The following is a 25,183-nucleotide window of genomic DNA, read 5'->3' on the forward strand; positions in this document are numbered from 1 at the left end:
TCTTCACTGTTCTTATCGTAACCGTCATCTAAGTAGTATTTTATAGAATTATGATCATAAGTGCAAGCAGGTTTGTATACAATGGGAATGTACCCTAGACTAGGGTAAAGTAGAGGATATTATTCGTGTGGAGATCGGTTATGACGGTTGGAGTCTGCATCCTGTGAACGCTGTTCTCTCACAAAATCGAAGCTTCGCAGAACTGCTTCTCCTCCGTAACCTGAAATAATTGATAAGATGACCAAGTGCAGACTAGAATCGGGATTTGAGGATAAGACAAGCAGTGTAGCAGCAATCATCCCAACGAGCCAATCTTCAATAAACCCTAGGTAAATAAACTTTTTTGTCATTCTGGGCTTCTCTAGCCTGCCTTTTTTCTTTACGTGACCGAGAATGCCCATGACCCCTCCAATGGCGCAAGCAATAATGACTTGTTGCAGCATTTTCATCACCTTCCTAAAGCCCTTAGAATAGTAAAGCGACTTCAGGCTGTCCAGCCCCCTGTAATGCCATTCTGCTGTTCCGTCATAATCCATGTAAAAGGTCTATTCTCTCTAACGAAGAAAAAAAGCTTGTTTCTTCCATTATATGTGAATAACCCAAAAACAATCTTGATGCATTGGAATCATTTTTGCCTGATCCATATTAACTATTTTTGTCATTTTATGAATGGTGAGCAATTGATTCCTTTTTTTCTAAAGAAAAGTCTCCTTACTTATTCTATTCTAATGGAGGACAAACTATGATGACAAATTTAACAAAGCGTTTGCAATCATTGAAACAGAACATATGTTATGTTACGTTTATAAAGAATTATTTTGGTTGAAAAGAAACCATTTTAAATGTCTGATAGCAGCAGCAAAGGAGGGTAATATGGTCAGCACGAACATCTTCGGCTTGCAAAAACAGCAGGAACTCATAAAAAAAGCGCTAGATCATGCGCGAATTGGTGTTATCATTACAGACCCTTCTTTAGAGGATAACCCTATCGTTTATGTGAATCATGGCTTTACACAAATGACTGGATACAAACCAGATGAGATTCTTGGGCGTAATTGTCGATTCCTCCAAGGAAAAGACACAGATCAAGAACAGCTTGATTTAATACGTCATGGAATACAGAATAAAACACCTATTACCACACAGCTAAAAAATTATAAAAAAGACGGCACTTTTTTTTGGAATGAACTCAATATAGATCCTTTATACATTGAACAAGATGACAAAACATTTTTCATTGGCTTTCAAAAGGATATTACGAAACAGAAAGAATATGAACAGCTCCTAGAAGATTCCTTACAGGAAGTCACCTCTCTTTCGACGCCAATCGTCCCAATCAAAAATGGTGTATCTGCTCTACCACTCATTGGAAAACTATCTGAAGAACGCTTTGATGCCATTGTTGCGAAGTTAACTTGTATATTAGATGATTCAAAGGATGATTATTTAATTGTCGATCTTTCTGGCTTAATCGATCTCGATGATTCCGTTGCAGGACGCATTTTCAAGCTGCATCATCTTCTCAGTTTAACTGGAACCGAACTGATCATCACAGGGATCAAACCACAGCTTGCGATGAAAATGAAAGACTTGGATACAGATTTCCAACATACCATCACATATTTGACGGTAAAAGAAGCTATTAAAGGATTGCAATTAGCTGAAAACCCTGTGTAAACAGGGTTTTTAACATATAGACAAAGGGCTAAAATGATGCTTATTTTAGCCCTTTGTCTTTTTTTAGCGTGATTTGAAAACCTTTGAAGTCTAGGAAGATCGAGCACTGAAGCGGAGCGAATGTGAGGGTTTGTCTTCACGCTGAAAACCCTGTGTAACAGTTTTTTATTTGAATCACTCTACAAAATGGAAAAATGAGGTATGATAGGTGTAAATAGAGATTTAGGGGGGCTGCTAGATGATCTTTTTACTCATCATAGGTCTTTTATGCTTTTGTTTCGCCATAGGATATGCCGCTAATTTCTTCTTATTCAAACACCAGAACCAAAGGATTTTTTCAAAGGGACTCTTTTATCCTTTTTTGATCATTGGTCTCGTTTTCTCCATCATGTCGTTACCGTTTGTGGCCGTAGATGCTCCTAAGGCACAAACAGATTCAACTTCCGAACAGCTGTTAAAGGATCAAAAACAATTAGCATCTGAAAATTCTCGCCTGAAGGAAGACAAAGAGGCGCTTACATCCTCATTAGAAGACGCGACAAAAGAAAAAGAAAAACTGTCAAAAAAGCTAGAAAACATCACCTCAGAAAAAGAAACAGTCAAACAGCAAGAGGAGACCATTCAAGAGCTTGAAGAGAAAATAGACAAGCTGACCTCTAGCAACGAAACACTCAAAAAAGAAAACAAGAAAAAAAATAATGAAACTCAATCCTCAACCGTCCAGCGCTCCGCTCCTAAGGATGAGGGAACGAATACGGGCGGGCATGAGTCACAAAAGGAAACAAAAAAAGAATCGGCCGCCTGTAACATCAAAGGGAGTGTGAATGGCATTTATCATACACCGGGCAGCAGATACTACTCACGAACAAAAAATGTAACCGAACTGTTCTGCTCCGTAGAAGAGGCAGAGCGAGCAGGGTACAGGGCACCTAAGCAATAGCTATGCTTCACGATCAAAAACCTCCTGTCAGCCCGCTAGGGAACAGGAGGTTCTTTTTAAATTTCTCTTCTTAATGCGGTTAATACATTCGTTTTCGTTGCCTTACGTGCTGGGTTGAGTCCAGATATAATCGCTACCCCTGCGCTAATCACTGTCGCTGTGATCACAAGACTTAGCGGAATATAGGAGAAGGTAATTGAGAATTGATCACTTGACCCTCCCTCAGACATGGAAGACAAAATGGATGGAATAATTAAATTGACGGCAAAACTAATGATATACGAGATGATAATACCGATGATCGATCCAATCACCCCAATATAAGCACTCTCCATGAGAAACATTCGCTTGATAATGGATGGATTCGCGCCAATGGCTTTCATAATACCAATCTCTTGTGTTCGCTCTGTTACCGCCATTGTCATCGTATTGAAAATACCAATTGCAGAAATAATGACCGCAATACATCCGACAAAAATGAGTCCAATTTTGAAGACCGTAAAGAACATATCCATTCCTTCGAGCTGGTTCGTCACAGAGATGACTTGGTAGCCCTCATCTGTCAGCTTATTCGTGAGCGCACCGACATTGTCGAATTTGTCTGCATAGACAGAGGTCATTTTGTCGACATTGCCGGCTTCAGGAGACATATCCAGCATTTGACCAAATTCTTTTTCATAAGCATTCGGAATGAGAATTTTATGATCCTGCTGCCACTCCAAATTCGGCTTTTTCATTACGCCTACTACACGGAAATCAAATGTTTTTTCTTTGACGACTTCATTTTCTTCATTTAGTTTTGGCACCTTGATTTGAATGACTTTATTTACAATATCCTTCGTATAGCCCTTTGGCTCTTTCGGTGATTCTTCACCATTTGACGTCTGATTTACTTCTTTTTCGTAGTCTTTGCGTTCTTTTTCCGTCCACAGTTGTTCTGCCATATGATACCCGACCACAATTTCGTTCGCTGATGTTGGGACTTTTCCTCTGTCTAGCTCAAGCCCTGCTTCTTTTTCTTCCTTCATATCCGTCAGAGCAACCTGCGTTTCACTTGAGCGGTCATCGAGCTCAACATTTAACAATGGATTGAGAGACGTTCTTGAGACAACAGATTTCACATGATCATATTTCTTTAAATCATCAACCTTGACGTCTCCTTTTTCTTTACCTAACACTTTAATTTCTGTGATGATTTGCTGCTTCATGATTTCATCTTGAGCCGATTTTTGCAGACCAAAACCGACAGACGCTAGAACGATTAAGAAAGAGCATGCCATTGTGGTCGCAAGAATGGTCATAAACACACGCAATCTATTTTTCTTCATGTTTCTTCTAATGAATTTGACCTGATCTCTAAATTTCAATGGACTGTTCCCCTTTCTTTAATACACCATCATGAAGCTGGAACGTTGTGTCTGCGATTGAAGCGACTTCATCGTCATGTGTAATGATGACAAATGTAATTCCTTTTTCACGATTGAGCTGCTGGATAAAGGCTAGAATTTCTCCTTCGGTTTCTGAATCCAAACTGCCTGTTGGTTCATCGGCTAAAATAATAGATGGATTTAAAATCAAAGCTCTTGCAATACTCACACGCTGCTGCTGTCCACCTGACAGCTCATTTGGATAATGTCCTGCATGATGCTCAAGGCCTACTCGTTTGAGCATTTCTTTTACTTTCACCTTACGTTCAGAAGGCTTCACACCTTTTAAAGTGAGCGGAAGTTCAACATTCTCAAACGTTGTTAAGCTCCCGATCAATTGAAAGCTTTGAAAGATAAAGCCAAAATGATCTAAACGAAAGTCCGCCCATTCTTTTTCATTAAAGCCAGTCACATTGGTTCCATCGATGACAATTTGTCCGCTCGTTGGCGTAATATATCCTGAAATTAAATTTAATAAGGTAGATTTCCCCGAGCCACTTCGTCCGACGATACAAGCAATGTCGCCTCTTTTGATGGATAGGTCAATGCCTTTGAGCACAGGAATTTCGTTTTCTCTGCCCTTCTTACCAATTTTAAACATATGATCTAACGCTTGAATCTGAATCATCTCTACTCCCCTACTCTCTCTGTTTATCTTTTTCGATATATCAAGAAATAACTTGTCAGTGCGCCTACAGCTCCACCGATTAACATGCCAGCGATATAACCAAACATTGAATTATCTGACGAAAATCCAACCCAGCCAAACCCCAGAACACCAAAGACAATCACCATAATTTGAATCGGTCTATCCATTTTTGAGTAAAGAAAGAAGCGGCCATTTCGTTCAATTGGGTGTTTCATAAAACTAAACAGACCAATGAGATAAAATACAATCATCATAACAATTGGCACGATGAATTCTTCACTAGTGAACCAAATTGGATAATCACTTGGATCTCGATATTGAAAACGGTCAGTTATATAAGTAATTGGAGAGATTGGCATAATAAAGTGGTCAAAGCTTTCATCAACCCAATTTCTATTTGTTTTCAAAATAAAGTCTAAATGATACATCGGAAGCGCAATTAATAAATAGGGTAAAATAGTTGTACTGAACGTGACAATTGCTTGACTAATCGCGCTTCCTGTTAAAGTACCTGCTGCGAAACACAAACTATAAATCATCAAGGACGAAACAAGTGCAATGAAATACCCGCTATTAAACCCGAATGTCTCCTTTGGTTGGATGCCTAATATGAGAAAGTAAGTTAAGACATATGAGAATATATGAATGAACGCGATAATCCCGGCACCCAGAAAAAACTTTGTATGATAGATGGTACTTCTGCTAAACGGCAAGGATAAAGTGAAATCCATTTGTCCTTTATTTCTTTCATATCCCAGCTGAATAACCGCAAAAAACAAACCCATCGTCCAGGAAAGGGTTATAAAAATGTCTGAACCAAAATCATAGTAAAAATAATTATCTACTGTTGTACACGTCGGATCATTTAAACAAGTATGAAAGGATGAGTATCCCATTAAAAAGGATAAGGGCGTCGCAAACACTGCAACAAGCATCACTAAAATAAATGTCAGCTCTGATTGCTTCCATTCCTTAAATAATAATTGCCGCTTTACCATCTGCGTTTCCCTCCAAACTTCGCAATGAATACTTCTTCTAAATTCACAGGCAGTTCATGCCATACTTTTGGCTGTAATGATTTCAAATACTCTTTTGCCTCTACATCTGTTTTGAGCACAAGCGCTGTATAGAAAACACCTGCTTGATCTAAAATGGAGACGCCTTTTTTTCTAATACTTAAATTCATATCTTCTTCAAATGCCATTTGGATTTTGACATAGTCATTCTTTAATTCATCTAAATCCATGACACTTGTGAGTTGATTGCCTTCTAAAAATCCAATTCGATTACACATACGCTCAATATCCTCTAAGCGGTGAGAGGTAATTAAAATCGTCGTTTGTCGTTCTGCCACCTCATCAATCATCAGCTGAAGAACGTCGTTTCTAGTGACCGCATCAATCCCATCTGTCGGCTCATCTAACAAAATGACCGCTGGTTTGATGGCAAAGCTTAAAATTAATGACAGCTGTTTCTTTAAACCTGTCGACAATTCACGATATTTCACTTTTTCCGGAATCTCATAACGGTTCACCAGCTCATTGGCATATGTCACGTCAAACTTCGGATAAATTTGCTTTAACAGCTGTACTAGCTGTCCGTAATTGTACCTGTCAAAGTAAGGGTTCACGACCGGCATATATACAATATTTTGCTTGACTAAGGGATGTTCTTTCACCAGTACGTCTTTAAAATAAATCTCTCCTTCATCCGGAAGAAGAATTTGCTGAATCAATCTGAGAAGTGTTGTTTTTCCTGAGCCATTCCGGCCAAGCAGACCGAAGATCTCTCCTTCGCCTATCTTGAAGGAAACGTCACTGAGTACTTCGCGGCCATTTAATTTCTTCGATACATTTCTGACCTCAATCAACTTGTTTTCCTCCTTTTAGACTTGAGCCGATCTCTTCTAGCCATTCTTTGAGTTGATGAATGTCAATACCGGCATAATGAGCTTCTATGATGAGTTGTTTTAATTGCTCCTTCATCTCGAGCACCTTCCCTTCATTCAGCTTTAATTGGGCACCTTCTGTTACATACGTACCGCGGCCTCTTAGTGTTTCAATAATCCCTTCCCGCTCAAGCTCTTTATACGCTTTGCTGACGGTGTTTGGGTTGGCGATGATGATGGTGGCCAGCTCTCTTACAGAAGGCAGTTTGTCGCCAGGTTTCATCACACCTTTTAGGCACAAAATTTTCAACTGCTCAATGATTTGTTCATATATTGGCGCAGCGCTTCTTGGATCTATTTGAATCATGATGGCTCCCTCTTTTCTCATTCATGCTTTTGCAGTCCTATCGCTTGATCATGTCCTTGCATTAAAGGGACCGAATTGGGTATAAAATCTTTTTGAACTTCAAAACCAATGAAAACGAGAACGAAAAAAAATGTACATGCTAACGCAACAGCCAGCACCATCCACTTCAAATTGATTGGTTTTTTTTCTTTTTTCATGGTTGAACACCTTTCTTCACTTTTATGTGTCTGTAGTGTATTAGTTGATATAGTACAATTAACACAATATAGACACCCGACTGAAAAGTCAATAGCTTTTCAAAAAAATAAAAAACAGACCCTTAAAAAAAGGATCTGTTCATCATTCGTTATCGTATGAAATACCTAAAATCATTTGATTTTGCAAACTTTGAATTTGAACACGCGCCCTGTCTAATCGCTCTCTTTGTTGTTCATTGGCTACATCTTTTAATTTTTCTAATTCATTTACCGCTTCCTCAAGCATAAGCTGCGCTTTTGAAAATTCGTCCTCATTATAATGCTCTTGGCGTGAGCTTAAATCAAATTGTTCACTTGCAAACTCAAGGGTTTCAGTACTTTTTTGCATAAATTCATCGATCGACTTTCTTGTTGCCATCTTGCATTCCCTCCATTTCATCATCGCTCCCGCCTATTTTGCCCAGGTAAAGCTTTTTCACTAAAGAAAATGTTGGACAGATTCAATTGTCCTCCTTCGTGATTTTTGTTAAACTTTTAGGATGCCTATTATTATGCAAGGAGGTTACTGACTTGGATCAGCATAACCCTTTTTTATATTCAAACAGCGAAAAACGTTATCACACGTGGAATTATCATTTGCGCGAGCACTTTGGTCATAAAGTGTTTAAAGTCGCCTTAGATGGTGGCTTTGATTGCCCAAACCGTGATGGTACTGTAGCCCACGGAGGCTGTACATTTTGCAGTGCCGCTGGGTCTGGTGATTTTGCAGGAAACCGGGCTGATGATCTCATCACTCAATTTAATGAAATCAAAGACCGGATGCACACAAAATGGAAAGACGGAAAATACATGGCGTATTTCCAGGCGTATACAAATACACATGCGCCGCTTCCTGTCTTAAAAGAAAAATACGAAACCGTCATGAACCTGGATGGTGTGGTTGGTTTATCTATTGCGACAAGACCTGACTGTCTGCCAGATGACGTTGTGGAGTATTTAGCTGAATTAAACGAGCGCACTTATCTGTGGGTAGAGCTTGGCCTTCAAACCGTACACGAACGGACAGCTATGCTTATCAACCGTGCCCATGACTATGAATGCTACGTAGAAGGTGTAGAAAAACTGCGAAAACACGGAATTCGTGTCTGCTCGCATATCATTAACGGATTGCCTCTTGAAAACCGGGACATGATGATGGAAACAGCCAAGGCTGTCGCTGATCTAGATGTACAAGGAATCAAAATTCATTTGCTTCACCTTTTAAAAGGAACCCCAATGGTCAAGCAATACGAAAAAGGCAAGCTTGAGTTTTTAAGCCAGGAGGAATATGTTCAGCTTGTTTGTGATCAACTTGAGATCCTTCCGCCAGAAATGATTATTCATCGTATTACAGGCGATGGTCCAATTGAATTAATGGTTGGTCCGATGTGGAGTGTAAATAAGTGGGAAGTACTGAATGCCATTAATGCTGAGCTTGAAAGACGAAACAGCTATCAAGGCAAACGTTTCGTCAGATTGGAAGAAGCGGCCAAATGATTTTAAAGCGCATGCTCCCTTTTAGTAAAGAGCTGTTAGAACGTGCTTGTAAAAAAGGCGATATCGTCATTGATGCAACGATGGGAAATGGCCACGATACACTCTATTTAGCTGATCTTGTAGGAAAAGAAGGACAAGTTTTTGCATTCGACGTTCAGGAGGAGGCCTTAAAGCAAACAAGCAAAAGGCTTGGTGAGCAATATCCTTACGTTCACCTGATCCACGATGGACATGAAAAACTGGCTAATCACTTACCAACGGATGTTTACGGGCACATATCTGGTGCAGTCTTTAACCTTGGATACCTGCCCGGAGGCGATAAAACCGTCACCACTCATGCTCATACGACCATTGAAGCGATCAAACAGCTTATTGACTGGCTAAAGCCCGGAGGTCTGATCGTTCTTGTCATTTACCACGGTCATCCCGAAGGAAAAAAAGAAAAAGAAGTGCTTCTTGATTATTGCAGGTCTCTTCATCATGAAGAAGTACAAGTCTTGTCTTATCAATACATGAATATTCATAACGACCCACCCTTTGTGGTAGCGATTGAAAAAAAGCTCAAATCCTAATGGATTTGAGCTTTTTTATGAAGATTTCATCCAAGGCATTTTCTGATAGGTCCGATAGGCTCTTCCATTGATATAGAAAAAGAACGACGTTTTCCCGCTTGATTTGATCAGCCTTTTTGCCAGCTTGTTCATCTCTTTTTGGGCTGTCACTTTTTCATCGGACAAATAGACCGCCAGTAACCCTCTGTTAATCAGCTTGTGAAAATTTTCGTGCGGGATGCCTTTCAGCTGCTCATCCGCTTTTTCGATAAAATGCTGAAGTCTTTCCATCATCTCATGATGAGAGTCATAGTATGAGCAAAAATTCAGATCGCCCCCAAGGCGGTCCTCTTCTTGATCAATTAAGTAATCCAGTAAAATGTGCAGACCTTGGATATAAGGGAAATAGCTTTCGTAAATTTGCTTCGCCTGCTTTTCTGTAAAATCAGGCTGAAGTGCATACGCCACAAGACAAAAAATGCCTAACGTTGATCCTGCACATGCTGAAAACTCGTACCATTCCATCTTCGGCAAATCCTTTTCATATTGGCGAAACCATGACTCTAATCGAGGCACACGTTCATGTGGAACCACGTGCTTATGTACTTGCAAATCACTATAATAATCACACAGCGTGTGTAAATACGGCTGAATGACCGGATAATGCTCTAGGCGTGACAGCACGTCTTGACATGTGCGGACAAGCGCATGTAAATACCCATGATCCTCTTGATCATCACGGAATTGATAATATGGCTTGAGCTCAGCTTGAATATTAAGCGCATCTCTCATCGCTTGATGCAGCATATGAAAATCTTTTGGATCAAGCGACGTACTGCGGTCACATAGGTTATCTAAGTAATCACTGATGGTTTGATACGCCACAATGAATTCAATACACGTTTCTTTCGCTTCACCTGCTAAAAGAGATAAAATTCCTCCGCCTTCACAGTGAAAGGTTTTACTGGATATGCTCGCTAGCGCTTGCGTTCTCAGTTCTTCATTTTCAATCATTTCCGCATGAGCCCGCCACTTTTTCAGCTCCTGATGAACAAGCGGAAAAATATCTTTATATACCTTCGTCATCAGTGCAAAAGGACGCTCTGGTACTGACAAATCAATCCACCCCCAACTTAAGCTCACAATCAAATATACTGATCTGTAAAGGCTCTTGCCGCCCTAAACACATCTTCTCTTTCCGGTTCATTAAAAATTTCGTGATACAGCTCTTCCCATTCACGGTATGATTTATTGTATGATTCAATGCCATTGAACCATTTGATCACTCTCGTTTTATCTACGATCTTGTCATCGCCCGCCTGCATTAAGAGGAGCGGAATCGACCGAAAGACATTCGTTGGCTGCATTGCCGCATCGATATTTTTGATCAGCTCTCGATACCAGCGAACAGACACCTTTGTCACATAAAGTGAATCATTTGAATCTGCCTCAATAACGGCCTGATTTCGTGTGGCAAGTTCAATAGACAGCCCGGACTCTACTTTAAAAGACGGAGCAAGCATATTTAGACCTTTTGACGCAAAATCCATCAGCTTCTTCGGTTTAAATTGCAGACCTAAACAAGGTGATGATAAAATAAGGCCATCAATCTTCGTATGGGTGTACTGCTTGACCCACTCAATTGAAATGAGTCCACCCATGCTGTGCCCAAGTAAAAATGTAGGAAGCCTGAATGACTTCGCATGTTCGATCCATTCATCAACTGTATCAATGTATTCTTGAAAAGAGCGGATGTGGCCGCGCGCACGTGTTGATGTCCCTTGCCCAGGCAGGTCACCCATGATGACGTGATAGCCTGAAGTTCGCCACATTTCGATCAGCCATTTATACCGGCCATGATATTCACTAGCACCATGTACAATCACAATTGTACCAACTGGTCTTTCAGCATGCCAAGTCCACAAAGTAAACACCTCACAAATGTTGTATTAAGAAAGGAAGTCGAAAAAGTGATTTATCCATATCATCAGTTTACACCTGAGATTCATGAATCGGTCTTTGTTGCAGATAACGCCACCATTACTGGCGATGTCACGATTGGAGAATATTCGAGCGTTTGGTTCCAAACCGTCATCAGAGGCGATGTCGCTCCAGTGAGAATTGGAAAAAACGTCAACATTCAAGACTTATCCTGCCTGCATCAAAGTCCTGGAAAAACACTTCTTATTGAAGATGGTGCTACCATTGGACACCAAGTCACGTTACATAGCTCAATCATTCGAAAAAATGCCCTCATTGGCATGGGGTCCATCATTCTCGATGGTGCGGAAATTGGCGAAGGTGCCTTTATCGGTGCAGGAAGTCTTGTCCCTCAAGGAAAGGTCATCCCAAAAGGATCACTCGCTTTTGGCCGTCCAGCCAAAGTGGTTCGACTGTTAACAGATGAAGATATCCAAGACATGGACCGGATCCGCAGAGAATATGTAGAAAAAGGACAATACTATCGTTCCCTTTTATCCCGTTAACATCATACGTGTATCTTCACTTTATCATGTTTTTTTCAGGATATTAAGCAATAACTATGAACCGCTTGTTATTTTACCCTTTTCCACTACTTTCTATCATGACAAAAAAGGTTTTCAGCACAAAGCTGAAAACCTTTTTTCATTAACTAAAGATGACTTCTTTTGGTTGGTGATTCAACTGCTCTGGATCAATACTGCGCTCCACATAAATGCTGTGCCAGATCATAAAGATCAGGACTGTCCAAATCTTACGGCTATGATCTGCTTTACCAGCACAATGTTCATTTAATAAATCAAGAACATATTGCTTGTTAATGTATTCGTCTGTTTGACTGTTTTTAATGATATCTTTCGCCCAAGCGTTCATCTCATTTTTCAGCCAATGACGAATTGGCACAGGGAAACCTAGCTTTTTGCGGTTTAACACATGGTCAGGCACAATGCCTTCTGCTGCTTTACGCAATAAGTATTTCGTTGTGCCATCTTTTGTTTTCAGCTCTTCTGGAATTTTAGAAGCCGCTTCAAATACGACCTTGTCAAGGAATGGAACACGAAGCTCAAGAGAGTTCGCCATTGTCATCTTATCTGCTTTAAGCAAGATGTCTCCGCGCATCCACGTATGAATATCAACATATTGCATTTTATTAATATCACTGTAGCCTGCACTTTCCTCGAAGTATGTTTTCGTCACGTCACGATACGTGATGTTCGGATCATACTGCTTTAAGAGGTTTTTCTTCACTGGCTCTTCAAAGATTTTCGCATTGCCGATATAGCGTTCCTCTAACGGCGTACAGCCGCGAACGATAAAGCTTTTCCCTTTCATTCCTTCTGGCATTAAACGTGCCAGACGAAGAAGAAGCTTTTTCAACATAGATGGAACAGATTCAAATGGCTTTAGAGAAAGAGGCTCGCGGTAAATATTATATCCACCGAACAGCTCGTCCGCTCCCTCACCAGAAAGAACAACTGTGACTTGTTTCTTCGCTTCTTTTGCGACGAAATAAAGTGGAATCGCCGCCGGATCAGCTAAAGGATCATCTAAATGCCAAACAATCTTCGGAAGCTCGTTCATATATTCCTCAGGGGAAATGACGGCACTAAAGTTTTGTAAGCCTAGCTTATCAGCTGTTTCCTTTGCCACATCCACTTCACTAAAACCATCCTGCTCGAAGCCAACAGAGAACGTCTTCAGCTCAGGGTGAAATTCCTTTGCAACAGACACGATGAAAGAAGAATCAATACCGCCAGAAAGGAATGAACCAACAGGCACATCACTTCTCATGTGAACTTTCACAGAATCATAGATTGCATCGCGCACTTCTTCTATTAATTTCTGTTCTTGTGTTTGTTCAGGCTTGAATTGAACCTTCCAGTAAGTCTTAAATTCTATCTCCTTGCCCGGGCGAAGTGTAAACTGATGACCCGGCTCCACCTTGTGCACCTTTTGATCAAGTGTATTTGGCTCAGGAACGAATTGGAAAGACATGTATTGCTGCAGAGAGGTCTCATCAAATAAAATGTTCTCATTTACAGCCATTAAGCTTTTGCGTTCAGAAGCAAAGTACACTTGCTCATCCATTTGTGTAAAATAAAGCGGTTTGATGCCAAAAGGATCTCTTGCGCCATATAATAACTGCGCTTCTTTATCCCAAATTAAAAAGGCAAACATGCCGCGAAGCTTTGAAGCTGCTTCTTCTTTATAGTGACGATATGTGGCAAGAAGTACTTCCGTATCAGAATCTGTGCTGAACGTATAGCCCTTTTTCACAAGCTCTTCCTTCAGCTCCACATAGTTATAAATTTCTCCGTTGAAAATAATCCAATATTTCTCATCTTCATAAGAAAGCGGCTGCTTTCCATGTTCAACATCTATAATACTTAAACGTCTAAATCCAAATCCTACATGCTCATCATGGAAGTACCCCTCATCATCCGGACCACGATGAACGATGAGACGATTCATTTGTTTAATTAACTCTTCCTGCTCAGTAGTTTCGGACAATGGACGGTGATTAAATACACCAACAAACCCACACATATTATTGCCTCCACGTTATGTTATTTCTAAAAGTAGACCTATAATTAGACAGTATTTTGTCCGATTTCGTTTCACATTTTTACGCTTTTTATAGAATTTTTTTTAATCAAAAGGAAAACCGCTTAAAATAAGCGGTTTTATATGTTGTTATTGTCCTAATGCTTCCTTGCGAAGCGTGTCGGCTTTATCCGTTTTTTCCCATGGGAGATCTAAATCGTGACGGCCAAAATGTCCGTATGCAGCTGTTTGTTTATAGATCGGACGACGCAGATCGAGCATTTTAATAATGCCAGCCGGACGTAGATCAAAGTTCGCACGAACCACTTCAATTAATTTTTCTTCAGAAGCTTTTCCTGTTCCGAATGTATCAATTGAAATCGATACAGGCTGTGCAACACCAATTGCATAAGCAAGTTGCACTTCACAAGAATCTGCAAGGCCAGCTGCTACGATGTTTTTCGCTACGTAACGAGCAGCATATGCCGCAGAACGGTCAACCTTTGTTGCGTCCTTACCAGAGAAAGCACCGCCGCCATGACGAGCGTAGCCGCCATACGTATCAACGATGATTTTACGTCCAGTTAAACCAGCATCCCCTTGAGGTCCACCGATGACAAAACGGCCTGTTGGGTTAATAAAGTATTTTGTCTCTTCATCAATCAGTTCACTTGGAACCACAGGGTGGATGACATGCTCTTTTAAATCGCTTTGAATTTGTTCAAGCGTCACTTCTGGTGCATGCTGCGTGGAAATAACCACTGTGTCAATACGAACTGGTTTGTTTTGTTCATCATATTCAACTGTTACTTGTGTTTTTCCATCTGGGCGAAGGTATGCAAGTGTTTGATCCTTGCGTACTTCTGTTAAACGACGAGATAATTTATGCGCTAGTGAAATCGGCAGCGGCATCAGCTCTTCTGTTTCGTTGTTTGCAAAACCAAACATAAGCCCTTGGTCACCTGCACCAATCGCATCAATTTCTTCTTCAGTCATTGTTCCTTCACGTGCTTCAAGCGCTTTGTCTACACCTTGCGCAATATCAGCAGACTGTTCATCAATTGATGTTAGCACAGCACATGTTTCCGCATCAAAACCATATTTCGCACGTGTGTAGCCAATTTCCTTAATCGTGTCACGTACCGTCTTTGGAATATCGACATAAGTAGACGTTGTAATCTCACCGCTTACTAATACGAGACCGGTTGTTACAGAGGTCTCACAGGCAACACGTGCATTTGGATCTTTCTTTAAAATTTCATCCAAAATGCTGTCTGAAATTTGATCACAGATTTTATCCGGATGTCCTTCTGTCACTGATTCTGAAGTAAATAAACGACGATTTTGACTCATAATGGCTATTTCCTCCTGTACAAGGCCACATCATCCCAAGATGAGGCCTCCAATATGATACGGAACTCGTTCCCTCTTATATGAAAACGTTTATATTAGAGATGTTATTGGCAATTTGTTCATATGATATCCCAAAAATAAAAAAACCATTTCCTTCATTTCGAGGAAAGGGTCTGAGATCGCATGCCTTTCACTCTTATCGCTCAAGGTGTTCTTGTACCTTGCATCAGGTTAGCACCTTGGTTTCTCAGCATGTTCATGCCTTTTTCATAAGAAACCGGTTGCTGGGCTTCATCGGGCCTGTCCCTCCACCAACTCGGGATAAGAGTATCCGTTCAATAAGATATCTTATCTTAAACCCTTGCGTCATGTCAATGCTTCATAGGAATTATCTCTCCTCTTTTTTTACCTCACAATTAGCATCACCAAAAAGCATATTTTCATAGCAGAAATGAAAAAACACACACAAAAATATTTAAATAGTATAGACTATTATTATCAATGTGTTATACTAATCGAAACAAACAAATTCAACGGTAAAGGAAGGGTTTTTTTATGAACTCAGTGGATTTAAAAGAAGATTTGCAGTCATTGCTCTCATTAGAAAATACGCACCAAAATTTATCTGTTCCGAAACTTGTTGAAAAGATTTTGGCACGTAATGAAGGCGTTTTAACATCAACAGGAGCTGTCCGCGCCACAACTGGTGCTTACACTGGACGTTCGCCTAAAGATAAATTTATCGTCAAAGAAGAAAGCTCTGAGCATAAAATCGATTGGGGTCATGTAAACCAGCCGATCTCTAAAGACGCATTTGATCGTTTATATACAAAGGTTGTCTCATACTTAAAAGAACGTGATGAACTATTTGTCTTTGAAGGGTTTGCCGGCGCTGACGAAAGATACCGTATGCCGATTACAGTTGTAAACGAATTTGCATGGCACAATCTCTTTGCAAAGCAGCTATTCATCAGACCTGACGGGTCAACGCCATCATCTAACGAAAAACCTTTCACCATCTTATCTGCACCTCACTTTAAAGCAGATCCTGAAACAGATGGAACAAACTCTGAAACATTCATTATCGTTTCTTTTGAAAAACGGACGATTCTCATTGGTGGAACAGAGTATGCAGGAGAGATGAAGAAATCGATTTTCTCTGTCATGAACTACCTGCTGCCTGAGCAAGATATTTTATCGATGCACTGCTCAGCAAACGTTGGTCAAGAAGGCGATGTCGCATTATTCTTCGGCCTTTCAGGGACTGGGAAAACGACGCTTTCTGCAAGCGCAAGCCGCAAGCTGATCGGAGACGATGAACACGGATGGTCTGGCACAGGTGTCTTCAATATCGAGGGCGGATGCTATGCGAAATGTGTGAACTTAAGTGAAGAAAAAGAACCACAAATCTACAAAGCCATCAGCTTCGGATCAGTGCTAGAAAATGTTGTGCTTGATGAAGAAACTCGTGAAGCGGATTATGATGATACATTCTTTACTGAAAATACACGGGCTGCTTACCCAATCGAAATGATTGATAACATCGTGAAACCAAGTATCGCAGGTCATCCATCTGCTATTGTCTTCTTAACAGCTGATGCATTTGGCGTTTTACCTCCAATCAGCCGTTTAACAAAAGAACAGGCGATGTACCATTTCTTGAGCGGTTACACAAGTAAATTAGCAGGAACTGAGCGCGGTGTAACGTCACCAGAAACAACATTCTCTACTTGCTTCGGTTCACCATTCTTGCCACTTCCAGCTCACGTCTATGCTGAAATGCTTGGCAAAAAAATTGATGAGCACGGTGCAAAAGTATTCCTTGTGAATACAGGCTGGACTGGCGGCGGCTATGGTACGGGCAAACGAATGAATCTTGCTCATACAAGAGCAATGGTGCAAGCAGCGATCGAAGGTGACCTTGACAATGCCGAAATGATTACTGACGACATCTTTGGATTACACATTCCACTTCATATTCCAGGTGTACCAGATGAAGTACTTCAACCTGCTAAAACGTGGGAAGACCAAAATGCTTATCAAGAAAAAGCACACTTCCTTGCCAATGAATTTAAAAAGAACTTCAGAAAATTCAGCCATGCGGCAAGTGACATTGAAGCAAAAGGCGGACCACTCGTATAAAAAGACGAAAGCTGAGGGAATATACCCTTCAGCTTTTTTTAGTTCGTTGAATGCAATGACACAAGGCGGTAAGTCACCTTCGTAACATTGTCTGTCAGTTCCAGCTTTTCAACATGTGCTGTCCCTGTTTTTTCTCCGTCTTTCGTTTTGCGCACCTCAAGCGGAATATTTAATGGATAAATGCGGTACCCTTCCTTCATGAGCTCAAACACATTTTCTTCAATTCTTGTCTCATTTCCTTTTGTGACAATCATTGTATTAAATTCAACAGGCATTCCCATAATGAAAATCCCCCTACTTTCTATATTCGTTATCCCGTTTATTTTACCACATTTCCGCTTTTTCGGCTGTGCATCCATGTCGTCAGCCTTCTGACAATCTCTCGATTATGCTGAGGCGGGAAATAATGATTGTAGCCGTGAAAATACCATGTTTCCACAGACTTCCCGTGCTTGCGAAGCGCTTCTTCTAATAAATACGCATGCTCAATGGATACATTCTGATCCTGCTCTCCATGGATGATTAAAACAGGCGCTTCCATTTGATCCACAACATTCAAAGGTGTTCTGTCCTCATATGCCTCAGGTACCTTATGCGGCGGACCGCCAATCACGCGCTTCATCATTCTTCTCATATCGACACGCTCTTCATAGGTGAGCTTCATATCACTTACACCTCCCCATGTTACAAAGGAAGCAGCCTCCTGTTTCATTTCAACAGCAGTCCAAATGCCCATAATACCGCCGCGCGAAAAACCAAAGATATGAATACGATCCCGCTTTACCTTTTTGTGATGCTTCAACAGCTGAAATGCAGCGAATGCATCTTTCCGATCCTCTCCGGCAAAATCCTCGTTTCCTTCTCCTCCTTGATTCCCTCGGTAAAAGGGAGCAAAGACAACAAAGCCTTGTGCTGCAAATTGCACGATTCGGCCAGGTCTCACCATCCCCACATTTTTAATGCCGCCTCGTAAATACAAAAAGCCCTCATAGAGACCTTCTCCGGCCGGTTCAGCGAGCAGCCCCTTTATCCGAAGTCCATCTGCCTCGTAGGTCACTGTATATAAATGAATATGCGGATGGGGCGATGGGAATCTTCTTTTTTCCACAATCACTTGATTTCTCTCCTTTTCATCCGGTATTACGTCAATTGCTTGATGATCGCTTCTGCAACAAGCTGGCCTGATTTTGTCACCATCGGGGTGCCGCCGCCCGGATGACTTGTCCCTCCAACAAACCAAAGCCCTTCAATGTCCTTTGACTGATTATTGATACGGAAGAACGCCTGCTTGAACGAGTTTGAAGACATGCCATAAATGGCTCCATGATATGCCCCCGTTTTCTGCTGCAAATCAAGCGGGGTTTGAACCGCTTCATATTCGACAAGCTGATCAATATCAAAGAGACCCTTTTCCTTTAATTTGGTTTTCATATGCTGACGATACGTCTCCTTTAGCATGTCCCAATTTTGCTCTTTTGTCACATAAGGTGCATTGGCCAAGACAAAAAGGTTGCTTCTGCCCGGCCCTCCGCTTAATTCTGGCTCTGAATGGCCCGAATAACATATGTAAAGTGTTGGATCCTGAGGTAATTGCTTTTTCTGAAAAATATCCTTGAATTCTTGTTCATAATTCTCAGGGAAAAATACATTGTGATGGGACAGCTGTTCATAGGCTTTGGGTACTCCTAATAAAAGAACAAAGCCAGATAACGATGGCTCAATGTTTGACAGCTTTTGATTTAAGAAGCTAGGACGGTCTTTTTCATCAATCAAATGACGGTAGACAGTCAGTGCATCCGCCCCTGCAATCACTTGATCAGCCTCATACATCTGCTGAGCAGTCTCCACTCCTTGGATACGCCGATCTTTCACATGAATCTTGCTTACTTGTTCATTGAGGTGAATTTGGACGCCTAGTTCCTTTGCGAGTGTTTCGAATGCCTCGACTAAACGATAAGTGCCGCCCTTTATTCCATAAATCCCTTTTTCCCCTTCTAAATAAGCCATCATATTAAAAATAGCGGGCGCTTCGTAGGGTGAAGAGCCAATGTATGTTGCATACCGCCCAAACATCGCCAATGTATGAGGATGACAAAAATATTGACGCAGCAGGCGCTGAACGGATGTAAATGGTTTGACCGCAAGAAGTGCTTTCATCAGCTTTAGATCCATCTTATCCTTCCAGGTCAATAACAAACGATTTAAAAACTGCTCCTCAGCCATTTGAAAAAGCTTCTTCGATTCCAGTAAAAATGCACGGTATTGCTTTGCATCCTCAGGACTATATGCTGCAATTTGTGATTCCATTTGCTCGATATCCGGCGTAAACTCGACCGTATGACCATCTGAGAAAACGTTTTTGGTGAGTGGAGAGATCGGATAAAATGTCACATAATCCTCCATCTTTCTATTACAGGAAGTAAACACATCTTCAAAATATGTCTTCATTGTCATGGTACTCGGCCCTAGATCAAAAGAGTAGCCAGCCCCTTGACGGCGCTGTAATTTCCCGCCTAAAGCAGCTTCTTTTTCTAAAATGGTGACCTGAACCCCGCATGACTGTAAGCGAATCGCAGCTGATAATCCGCCAAGTCCTCCGCCAATGATGATCACTTTTTTCATTCGTACCTTCTCCCTTTCCATTCGTACCCTTCTTTTTTCAGTCCGATTTTCATAGAAGCAAAGCCAATGGCGATCAGACTCAAAATGCTGACCGGCAATAAAAAGGCCATAGCAGATGTTCTTCCGTTCTCAATATCAATTGCCGCTTTGATGGACACACCCAGCCCGTAGCAAAGAATGGCTAAACATAGATTTAACACATCAAGCTGAATGAGTGCGATCATGAAACAAATGACGGGAACCAAATAAAGCACCGTGTATAAACAAAAGACACCGCTTAACAAAGCAATGCTTCGATTCACCCCAGGGAATAAATTTTTTCGATAGCCTTCCCAAACTTCCTGTCCATTCTCGTACATTCTCATATAAACAAATGGATGAATACTTGCGAGTGTGAACGGAAAGCCCTTTTCTTTCACCAGTCTAGCTAACGCCATATCATCAACTAGCGAATCCTTGATCGCTTCATGACCGCCAATTTCGTGATAACAATTCTTTTCAATTGCAATAAAGCCGCCATGAGCTGCAGCAAAAGCAGGATTTTGGGATTTCCTTACCCATTTCACTGGCAAATGGCAGCCAATTGTAAACATCATCATGGGAATCACAAGATGCTCGAAAAACGTGCCTGTTTTTTGCTCTGGAAAGCCTGAAAGCATTCCCGTTTTTTGCGTGCTTAACTGCTGGTATACCGCTTCAATTGCCCCTCTTTTCAACCTGACATCAGCATCTAAAAATAGCAGCCAATCAGAAGATGCTGCCTCAGCAAGCTGAGAACAAGCATAGGATTTACCAAGCCAGCCGCGCTTCAATGCTTGACCTGATTGCACACGAATCCACGGATAGGTCTCTGCGAAGCGCTCCACGATCGCTCTTGTCTCATCTGTCGAATGATCATCTAGTACAATCAGCTCTTTTGGGTAAAGACGCTGATCAACAATCGACTGGAGACATGCTTCTATCCGTTTTTCCTCATTTCTTGCTGGAATCAGGATTGATAACGATATGGGTTTATCGGGCGAAACAGATGCTTGCTTTAGTACAGGAAACTGCTTCATATTCCATATGGTAAAAACGAACTGACAGAGCAGCAGTACACTGATCACGGTTAAGAAGATCGCCATGTTTTCACCCACTTTTTAAAGGAATCAAACGCATCACTTGTTGACTGACTTGTCCTTGTCATCTGTCTAAATTCTTCGTTTGTTGAAAAATCAGGATCAGCGATGACCTGCGCTTGATGTGCGTTTAACTGCGTTTCAAGCAGGTCTCCGAGCATGCGTGTCACTTCCTTGCTTCGAAATGAGCCTCCAGATACTAAGGCATCTTCGCCGAACACAACAGAAACTGTCGGCTTTTGAAATTGATTAAATGTATATTGCAAGGTCACAGGCTTGATCACGACCTGCTCAAATTGCCTCACTAAAAAAGAAGCCCCGCCTTCCAGTTCAAGCGGCCGCGTATCCTGATGCATGATTTTCCCCTGCGGAAAAAGCCATACAGCTCCGCCGGCCTTCATGTTCTCTTTTGCCGTCATTAATGCCTGTTTTACGCTTTTCAGCTTCTCTTTATGAACTGGAAACGCACCAAGCTTGCGGAAAAAAGCATATTGCTTCAGCTGCTTCTCTTCCATCATCATGTAGTGATCGAGTTCAGACGCTTTTTCTGTTAAAAGAAAGATGATCATTCCATCCCACCATGAGCTGTGATTGGCGAGATAAAGAACAGGCAGCTTCTCCTTCGGGTCCACCGAGCCTTTCATCATCACACAGCGGAAATGTTTATGGAGTAAATACCGTTCAAAATAAAGTGAAAATATTCGTCTAAACGATCGGCTTTTGTCGCTTTCTTTCAAATCGAACCCTTCCTTCACACAAAATGACAATGATCAGTGCTAAATAAAAAATGACATCGAGTCCGCCCTTTAATGCCAAAAGACCGAAAAAGAACACCATGGCCTGATAAATACGACTCGTCCAGCGCAGTGCCTTTTGATCAATCGAGACAAGCGGGAAAAGAAATGAGAGTGCTGCTCCAATCATACCCCAGCTCACAAAATTCTCAAAAGGAATACCAAAAAATCCACCGCCGTCATACCACACCCAAAACTTCCGCTCAGCCGCTACTGGATCTAATATGAGGTCAAGCAGCACAATCCATATCCCCGTTTCGATAGCCCGTTTCCACTTCGACTGTTGACTTGATAAAAAAAGACTGTTTAAAAACACGCCAACCCATGCAAAAGCAATCGTTAAAGGCACTCCTGCCACAAGAAAACCTAACGTCGGATAATAATCATAGGCCCCGAATGGAAAACCGGTTGTAATTCCTACCCATTCAATCGTAAACGTAAGAACGCCCACAACAGCTGCTCTTTTGATCACAAAGCTCCATGAGCCATAAATATTTCGGCCAATCTCTATGACGCAGCAAGCGTACAGCACGAGGAAAATTCCATTTGCAAACTGAAGCCATGCCGGCACTTCAAAAAAGACCATTAATATGAGTCCTACCATATACCATCCAACAAATACCCAACTCACTCTATACACGAAACCGCTCCTTTATTTCTACCAAATTCAAGAAAGCAATCATGCTTCTAGTATAGAAAAAAAAACACGTTCTATAAATAAACAATGCGCTTCTTATTTTCATCTAGGAACTCACCAAAAATCCCTTTTGACATACTTTAATTAGTGATCTAGAACAAAGGAGGCGAATTACTCTTGAATCGTTCCATCAAAGTCAGACTGGCATTCATATTCGTTGTCCTGCTCTTTATTCCATTTGTCGCCTGTAAAAAAGAACAAGAGCAGACCGTACAAGTAGCCGAGGTCACCCATTCGGTTTTTTATGCTCCGCTTTATGTCGCCTTATCAGAGGAATTCTTCAAAGAAGAAGGCTTAGAGGTTGAAGTAAAAACCACTTGGGGCGGCGATAAAACGATGACAGCTCTTTTATCCGGCGGTGCCGATATCGCGCTGACCGGATCTGAATCCTCTATCTATGTTGAGGCACAAGACACAAAAGACTCTGTCATGAACTTTGCACAGCTGACACAAACAGACGGCACATTTCTTGTTTCAAGAGAGAAAGTAAATCATTTCTCTTGGGATCAATTAAAAGGAAAAGACTTCTTAGGACAGCGGAAAGGCGGCATGCCGCAAATGGTCGGGGAATATGTCCTGAAAAAGGAAGGCATTGATTTAAAAAGGGATCTTCGGATGATTCAAAATATTGATTTTGCCAACATTTCAGGTGCTTTCTCCTCTGGAACTGGCGATTTTGTGCAGTTATTCGAACCAACAGCTTCCTTAATTGAAAAAGAAGGCAGAGGGTACATTACCGCCTCCTTTGGAAAGGCTTCTGGCAAGGTGCCTTATACCACCTTCATGGCAAAGAAGAGTTACTTAGAGGAAAACAAAGAGACGGCCGAAGCCTTTACTCGTGCTATTTATAAAGCGCAGAAATGGGTAGAAGCGAAGCACCCAGAGGAGATTGCAAAAACGATCCAATCTCATTTTCCTGATACGGACCTTGATGTCTTATCAACTGCGATCAAACGCTACAAGCAGCAGCACTCATATGCAACAGATCCCCTTCTGAATGAAGAGGAATGGAACAAGTTACAGGAAATCATGGAGGCGAGCGGTGAATTGCCGGAATTTATCCCGTACAAACAGCTTGTCGATTCATCCATTGCAAAGAAGGTCACAGATCACAAATAGAATAGGAGGTAGCACATGTCTTTCCTTCAAATTGACGATGTGACCCACACGTACTTCTCTTTAAAAGAAAAAACAACGGCCATACAGCATATCAATATGGAGATTGACCAAGGTGAATTCATCTCATTTATTGGTCCCAGCGGCTGCGGGAAAACAACCCTGCTGTCCATCATCGCAGGAATTACGCCGCCCTCTGAAGGTCGAATTTTAATCGAAGGAAAAGAACCGAATCAAAAGGAGCATCAAATCGGCTACATGCTCCAGCAAGATTATTTGTTCCCTTGGAAAACCATCAAGGAAAATGTCATTCTCGGGTTGAAAATTGCCAAACAGGATTCACACGAGGCCACCTCAGCTGCTCTTGGCTTACTGCCAAAGCTTGGGCTTGAAGATGTGGAGGAAAAATATCCGAAGGAGCTGTCAGGCGGAATGAGGCAGCGGGCAGCACTCGCCCGAACGCTTGCAGTTGATCCCAGCCTGCTTTTACTAGATGAACCATTTTCAGCTCTAGACTACCAAACCAAACTGACATTAGAAGATCTCGTTTTTCACACATTAAAAAACTATCAAAAAACAGCAGTCCTTGTGACACATGACATCGGCGAAGCCATTGCGATGAGTGATCGTATTTTCTTATTCTCAAAGCATCCCGGCTCGATCCAGCATATCTTTACCGTTCCTGATGAACTGAGGACTCTCTCTCCTTTTGAAGCAAGACAGACATCAAGTTTCCAAGAGCTCTTTCAAACGATTTGGAAGGAGCTGAAAACAGTTGAAACACAGTGACCTTTTACATGAAGCCTATCGAAAAAAAGTTCGAATGGAAAAACGCATCACACGTGTCTATCAGCTCATCATTTTCGCCAGCTTCTTTTCTCTTTGGGAACTTGCCAGTCAATTTAGACTCATAGATCCGCTGATTTTCAGTTCACCATCTGCGGTCTGCCAATTGTTTGTGCAAAAAATATCAGATGGTTCGTTAATGAATCATATGAGTATTACGTTGTTTGAGACGATGCTCGGATTTCTACTTGGTACCTTTTGCGGCATTTTACTCGCTGCCGCCTTATGGTGGTCCACCCGTCTGGCGAACGTTCTTGATCCATATTTAGTCATTTTAAATGCCATGCCGAAAGTCGCTCTCGCCCCGATTTTAATTGTTGCACTTGGACCTGGCATGATCAGCATTGTCGCCATGGGCGCGATCATTAGTGTGATCATTACAACGATTGTCATTTATACAGCCTTTCAAGAGGTCGATGAGAACTATTTGAAAGTAATGAAAACCTTTGGTGCGAAAAAAAGCGTTGTCTTTCGTGAGGTCATGTTGCCAGCGAGTATTCCAACGATGATCTCTGCCATCAAGGTGAATGTTGGTCTTTCTTGGGTTGGGGTCATTGTAGGGGAATTCCTTGTTTCTTCAAAAGGACTCGGCTACATGATCATTTATGGCTTTCAAGTCTTCAACTTTACACTCGTGTTTCTAAGTCTTTTCATTATCGCCGTGTTTGCTACCATCATGTATCAGCTCGTTGAGTGGCTCGAACGCCGTTTTCTTCAAAAATAAAAAAAGCACAGGGGA

The 25,183-nt window shown here is 41.5% G+C and carries 27 protein-coding genes, 1 riboswitch and 1 other annotated feature (1 of these 29 running past the window's edge); of the genes, 9 read left to right on the plus strand and 18 right to left on the minus strand.

The genetic code is table 11. The annotated features are described in order from the left end of the window. Positions 1-16 (minus strand) — a binding site (T-box leader) (it extends 206 nt beyond the left edge of the window). A gap of 103 nt (positions 17-119) precedes the next feature. Further along, the gene (locus ACYH0L_RS13740) at positions 120-449 is read right to left on the minus strand and encodes a DUF4257 domain-containing protein (protein ID WP_223249904.1); all 330 of its coding nucleotides are present in this window, start codon (positions 447-449) and stop codon (positions 120-122) included. 424 nt (positions 450-873) lie between these two features. On the opposite strand from ACYH0L_RS13740, the gene ytvA reads away from it, so the two are divergent. Both ytvA and ACYH0L_RS13750 read left to right on the plus strand, forming a co-directional pair. Continuing rightward, complete coding sequence (ytvA, locus tag ACYH0L_RS13745; RefSeq protein WP_230031083.1) at positions 874-1,677, plus strand: YtvA family blue-light photoreceptor; 804 nt, start codon at positions 874-876, stop codon at positions 1,675-1,677. 238 nt (positions 1,678-1,915) lie between these two features. Further along, positions 1,916-2,617 carry a sunset domain-containing protein gene (locus ACYH0L_RS13750; protein ID WP_482354109.1) on the plus strand — a complete coding sequence of 234 codons (702 nt, stop codon included), beginning with the start codon at positions 1,916-1,918 and terminating at the stop codon, positions 2,615-2,617. Positions 2,618-2,673: 56 nt separating this feature from the next. Here ACYH0L_RS13750 and ACYH0L_RS13755 read toward each other — a convergent pair whose 3' ends face one another. The 7 genes from ACYH0L_RS13755 to ACYH0L_RS13785 all read right to left on the minus strand — a co-directional run bounded on the left by ACYH0L_RS13755 (position 2,674) and on the right by ACYH0L_RS13785 (position 7,563). Beyond that, on the minus strand, positions 2,674-3,984 hold the full coding sequence (locus ACYH0L_RS13755; RefSeq protein ID WP_099726801.1) for an ABC transporter permease: 1,311 nt from the start codon (positions 3,982-3,984) through the stop codon (positions 2,674-2,676). After that, positions 3,974-4,672, minus strand: a complete 699-nt coding sequence (locus tag ACYH0L_RS13760) for an ABC transporter ATP-binding protein (RefSeq protein WP_099726800.1) — start codon at positions 4,670-4,672, stop codon at positions 3,974-3,976. Before ACYH0L_RS13760 ends, ACYH0L_RS13755 begins: the two co-directional genes overlap by 11 nt. Before the next feature lie 23 nt (positions 4,673-4,695). Then, a complete protein-coding gene (locus tag ACYH0L_RS13765) occupies positions 4,696-5,691 on the minus strand; it encodes an ABC transporter permease subunit (RefSeq protein ID WP_482354110.1) in 996 nt (331 codons plus the stop codon). Beyond that, the gene (locus ACYH0L_RS13770) at positions 5,685-6,563 is read right to left on the minus strand and encodes an ATP-binding cassette domain-containing protein (RefSeq protein ID WP_099726798.1); all 879 of its coding nucleotides are present in this window, start codon (positions 6,561-6,563) and stop codon (positions 5,685-5,687) included. Before ACYH0L_RS13770 ends, ACYH0L_RS13765 begins: the two co-directional genes overlap by 7 nt. Next, positions 6,556-6,948 carry a GntR family transcriptional regulator gene (locus ACYH0L_RS13775; protein WP_230031088.1) on the minus strand — a complete coding sequence of 131 codons (393 nt, stop codon included), beginning with the start codon at positions 6,946-6,948 and terminating at the stop codon, positions 6,556-6,558. Before ACYH0L_RS13775 ends, ACYH0L_RS13770 begins: the two co-directional genes overlap by 8 nt. A gap of 17 nt (positions 6,949-6,965) precedes the next feature. Further along, positions 6,966-7,145 (minus strand): hypothetical protein, encoded by a 180-nt coding sequence (locus tag ACYH0L_RS13780; RefSeq protein WP_008342991.1) that lies wholly within the window; start codon positions 7,143-7,145, stop codon positions 6,966-6,968. A gap of 142 nt (positions 7,146-7,287) precedes the next feature. Beyond that, entirely contained in the window at positions 7,288-7,563 is a 276-nt protein-coding gene (locus ACYH0L_RS13785; protein WP_099726795.1) for a YtzC family protein, read from the minus strand. Positions 7,564-7,715: 152 nt separating this feature from the next. Between ACYH0L_RS13785 and mnmL the strand changes: the two genes are divergently transcribed. Both mnmL and mnmM read left to right on the plus strand, forming a co-directional pair. After that, a complete protein-coding gene (mnmL, locus tag ACYH0L_RS13790; RefSeq protein WP_017358356.1) occupies positions 7,716-8,681 on the plus strand; it encodes a tRNA modification radical SAM protein MnmL/YtqA in 966 nt (321 codons plus the stop codon). After that, positions 8,678-9,253 carry a tRNA 5-(aminomethyl)-2-thiouridylate-methyltransferase MnmM gene (gene mnmM, locus ACYH0L_RS13795; protein WP_099726794.1) on the plus strand — a complete coding sequence of 192 codons (576 nt, stop codon included), beginning with the start codon at positions 8,678-8,680 and terminating at the stop codon, positions 9,251-9,253. The genes mnmL and mnmM overlap by 4 nt, the downstream gene beginning before the upstream one ends. Positions 9,254-9,268: 15 nt before the next feature. Here the strand turns inward: mnmM and ACYH0L_RS13800 are convergent, their stop codons facing one another. Next, positions 9,269-10,348 (minus strand): tetraprenyl-beta-curcumene synthase family protein, encoded by a 1,080-nt coding sequence (locus tag ACYH0L_RS13800; RefSeq protein WP_099726793.1) that lies wholly within the window; start codon positions 10,346-10,348, stop codon positions 9,269-9,271. Positions 10,349-10,377: 29 nt separating this feature from the next. After that, positions 10,378-11,157 (minus strand): alpha/beta hydrolase, encoded by a 780-nt coding sequence (locus tag ACYH0L_RS13805; protein ID WP_099726792.1) that lies wholly within the window; start codon positions 11,155-11,157, stop codon positions 10,378-10,380. 45 nt (positions 11,158-11,202) lie between these two features. Between ACYH0L_RS13805 and ACYH0L_RS13810 the strand changes: the two genes are divergently transcribed. After that, positions 11,203-11,718, plus strand: coding sequence for a gamma carbonic anhydrase (locus tag ACYH0L_RS13810; protein ID WP_024426216.1), 516 nt, complete (start codon positions 11,203-11,205; stop codon positions 11,716-11,718). Positions 11,719-11,860: 142 nt separating this feature from the next. Here ACYH0L_RS13810 and asnB read toward each other — a convergent pair whose 3' ends face one another. Both asnB and metK read right to left on the minus strand, forming a co-directional pair. Further along, positions 11,861-13,759, minus strand: a complete 1,899-nt coding sequence (asnB, locus tag ACYH0L_RS13815) for an asparagine synthase (glutamine-hydrolyzing) (RefSeq protein WP_099726791.1) — start codon at positions 13,757-13,759, stop codon at positions 11,861-11,863. Between the two features lie 147 nt (positions 13,760-13,906). Beyond that, complete coding sequence (gene metK / locus ACYH0L_RS13820) at positions 13,907-15,109, minus strand: methionine adenosyltransferase (protein WP_099726790.1); 1,203 nt, start codon at positions 15,107-15,109, stop codon at positions 13,907-13,909. Between the two features lie 193 nt (positions 15,110-15,302). Beyond that, positions 15,303-15,437: riboswitch (SAM riboswitch) on the minus strand. 227 nt (positions 15,438-15,664) lie between these two features. On the opposite strand from metK, the gene pckA reads away from it, so the two are divergent. Then, positions 15,665-17,251 (plus strand): phosphoenolpyruvate carboxykinase (ATP), encoded by a 1,587-nt coding sequence (gene pckA / locus ACYH0L_RS13825; protein ID WP_482354111.1) that lies wholly within the window; start codon positions 15,665-15,667, stop codon positions 17,249-17,251. Between the two features lie 38 nt (positions 17,252-17,289). On the opposite strand, the gene ACYH0L_RS13830 is transcribed toward pckA, so the two are convergent. Genes ACYH0L_RS13830 through ACYH0L_RS13855 form a run of 6 tightly spaced genes read right to left on the minus strand, consistent with a single transcriptional unit; the run spans position 17,290 to position 22,425 of the window. Further along, complete coding sequence (locus ACYH0L_RS13830; RefSeq protein ID WP_034322580.1) at positions 17,290-17,532, minus strand: DUF2584 domain-containing protein; 243 nt, start codon at positions 17,530-17,532, stop codon at positions 17,290-17,292. A gap of 38 nt (positions 17,533-17,570) precedes the next feature. Continuing rightward, complete coding sequence (locus ACYH0L_RS13835) at positions 17,571-18,365, minus strand: alpha/beta hydrolase family protein (protein WP_482354112.1); 795 nt, start codon at positions 18,363-18,365, stop codon at positions 17,571-17,573. Between the two features lie 26 nt (positions 18,366-18,391). Next, on the minus strand, positions 18,392-19,873 hold the full coding sequence (locus ACYH0L_RS13840) for a phytoene desaturase family protein (RefSeq protein ID WP_482354113.1): 1,482 nt from the start codon (positions 19,871-19,873) through the stop codon (positions 18,392-18,394). Beyond that, the gene (locus ACYH0L_RS13845; protein ID WP_367308359.1) at positions 19,870-20,997 is read right to left on the minus strand and encodes a glycosyltransferase family 2 protein; all 1,128 of its coding nucleotides are present in this window, start codon (positions 20,995-20,997) and stop codon (positions 19,870-19,872) included. The genes ACYH0L_RS13840 and ACYH0L_RS13845 overlap by 4 nt, the downstream gene beginning before the upstream one ends. Beyond that, positions 20,982-21,728: a lysophospholipid acyltransferase family protein gene (locus tag ACYH0L_RS13850; protein ID WP_099728609.1), complete on the minus strand. Its 747-nt coding sequence runs from the start codon at positions 21,726-21,728 to the stop codon at positions 20,982-20,984. The genes ACYH0L_RS13845 and ACYH0L_RS13850 overlap by 16 nt, the downstream gene beginning before the upstream one ends. Then, on the minus strand, positions 21,697-22,425 hold the full coding sequence (locus tag ACYH0L_RS13855; RefSeq protein ID WP_249704932.1) for a carotenoid biosynthesis protein: 729 nt from the start codon (positions 22,423-22,425) through the stop codon (positions 21,697-21,699). The genes ACYH0L_RS13850 and ACYH0L_RS13855 overlap by 32 nt, the downstream gene beginning before the upstream one ends. A gap of 174 nt (positions 22,426-22,599) precedes the next feature. Between ACYH0L_RS13855 and ACYH0L_RS13860 the strand changes: the two genes are divergently transcribed. The 3 genes from ACYH0L_RS13860 to ACYH0L_RS13870 are packed head-to-tail and all read left to right on the plus strand — an operon-like array spanning position 22,600 to position 25,168. Beyond that, on the plus strand, positions 22,600-23,601 hold the full coding sequence (locus tag ACYH0L_RS13860; RefSeq protein WP_099728607.1) for an ABC transporter substrate-binding protein: 1,002 nt from the start codon (positions 22,600-22,602) through the stop codon (positions 23,599-23,601). A gap of 15 nt (positions 23,602-23,616) precedes the next feature. Continuing rightward, positions 23,617-24,387 (plus strand): ABC transporter ATP-binding protein, encoded by a 771-nt coding sequence (locus ACYH0L_RS13865; RefSeq protein ID WP_099728606.1) that lies wholly within the window; start codon positions 23,617-23,619, stop codon positions 24,385-24,387. Positions 24,388-24,421: 34 nt separating this feature from the next. Beyond that, positions 24,422-25,168, plus strand: a complete 747-nt coding sequence (locus ACYH0L_RS13870; RefSeq protein ID WP_370461125.1) for an ABC transporter permease — start codon at positions 24,422-24,424, stop codon at positions 25,166-25,168. Positions 25,169-25,183: the final 15 nt, after the last annotated feature.

This window comes from Bacillus sp. MC1252, from assembly GCF_056838025.1.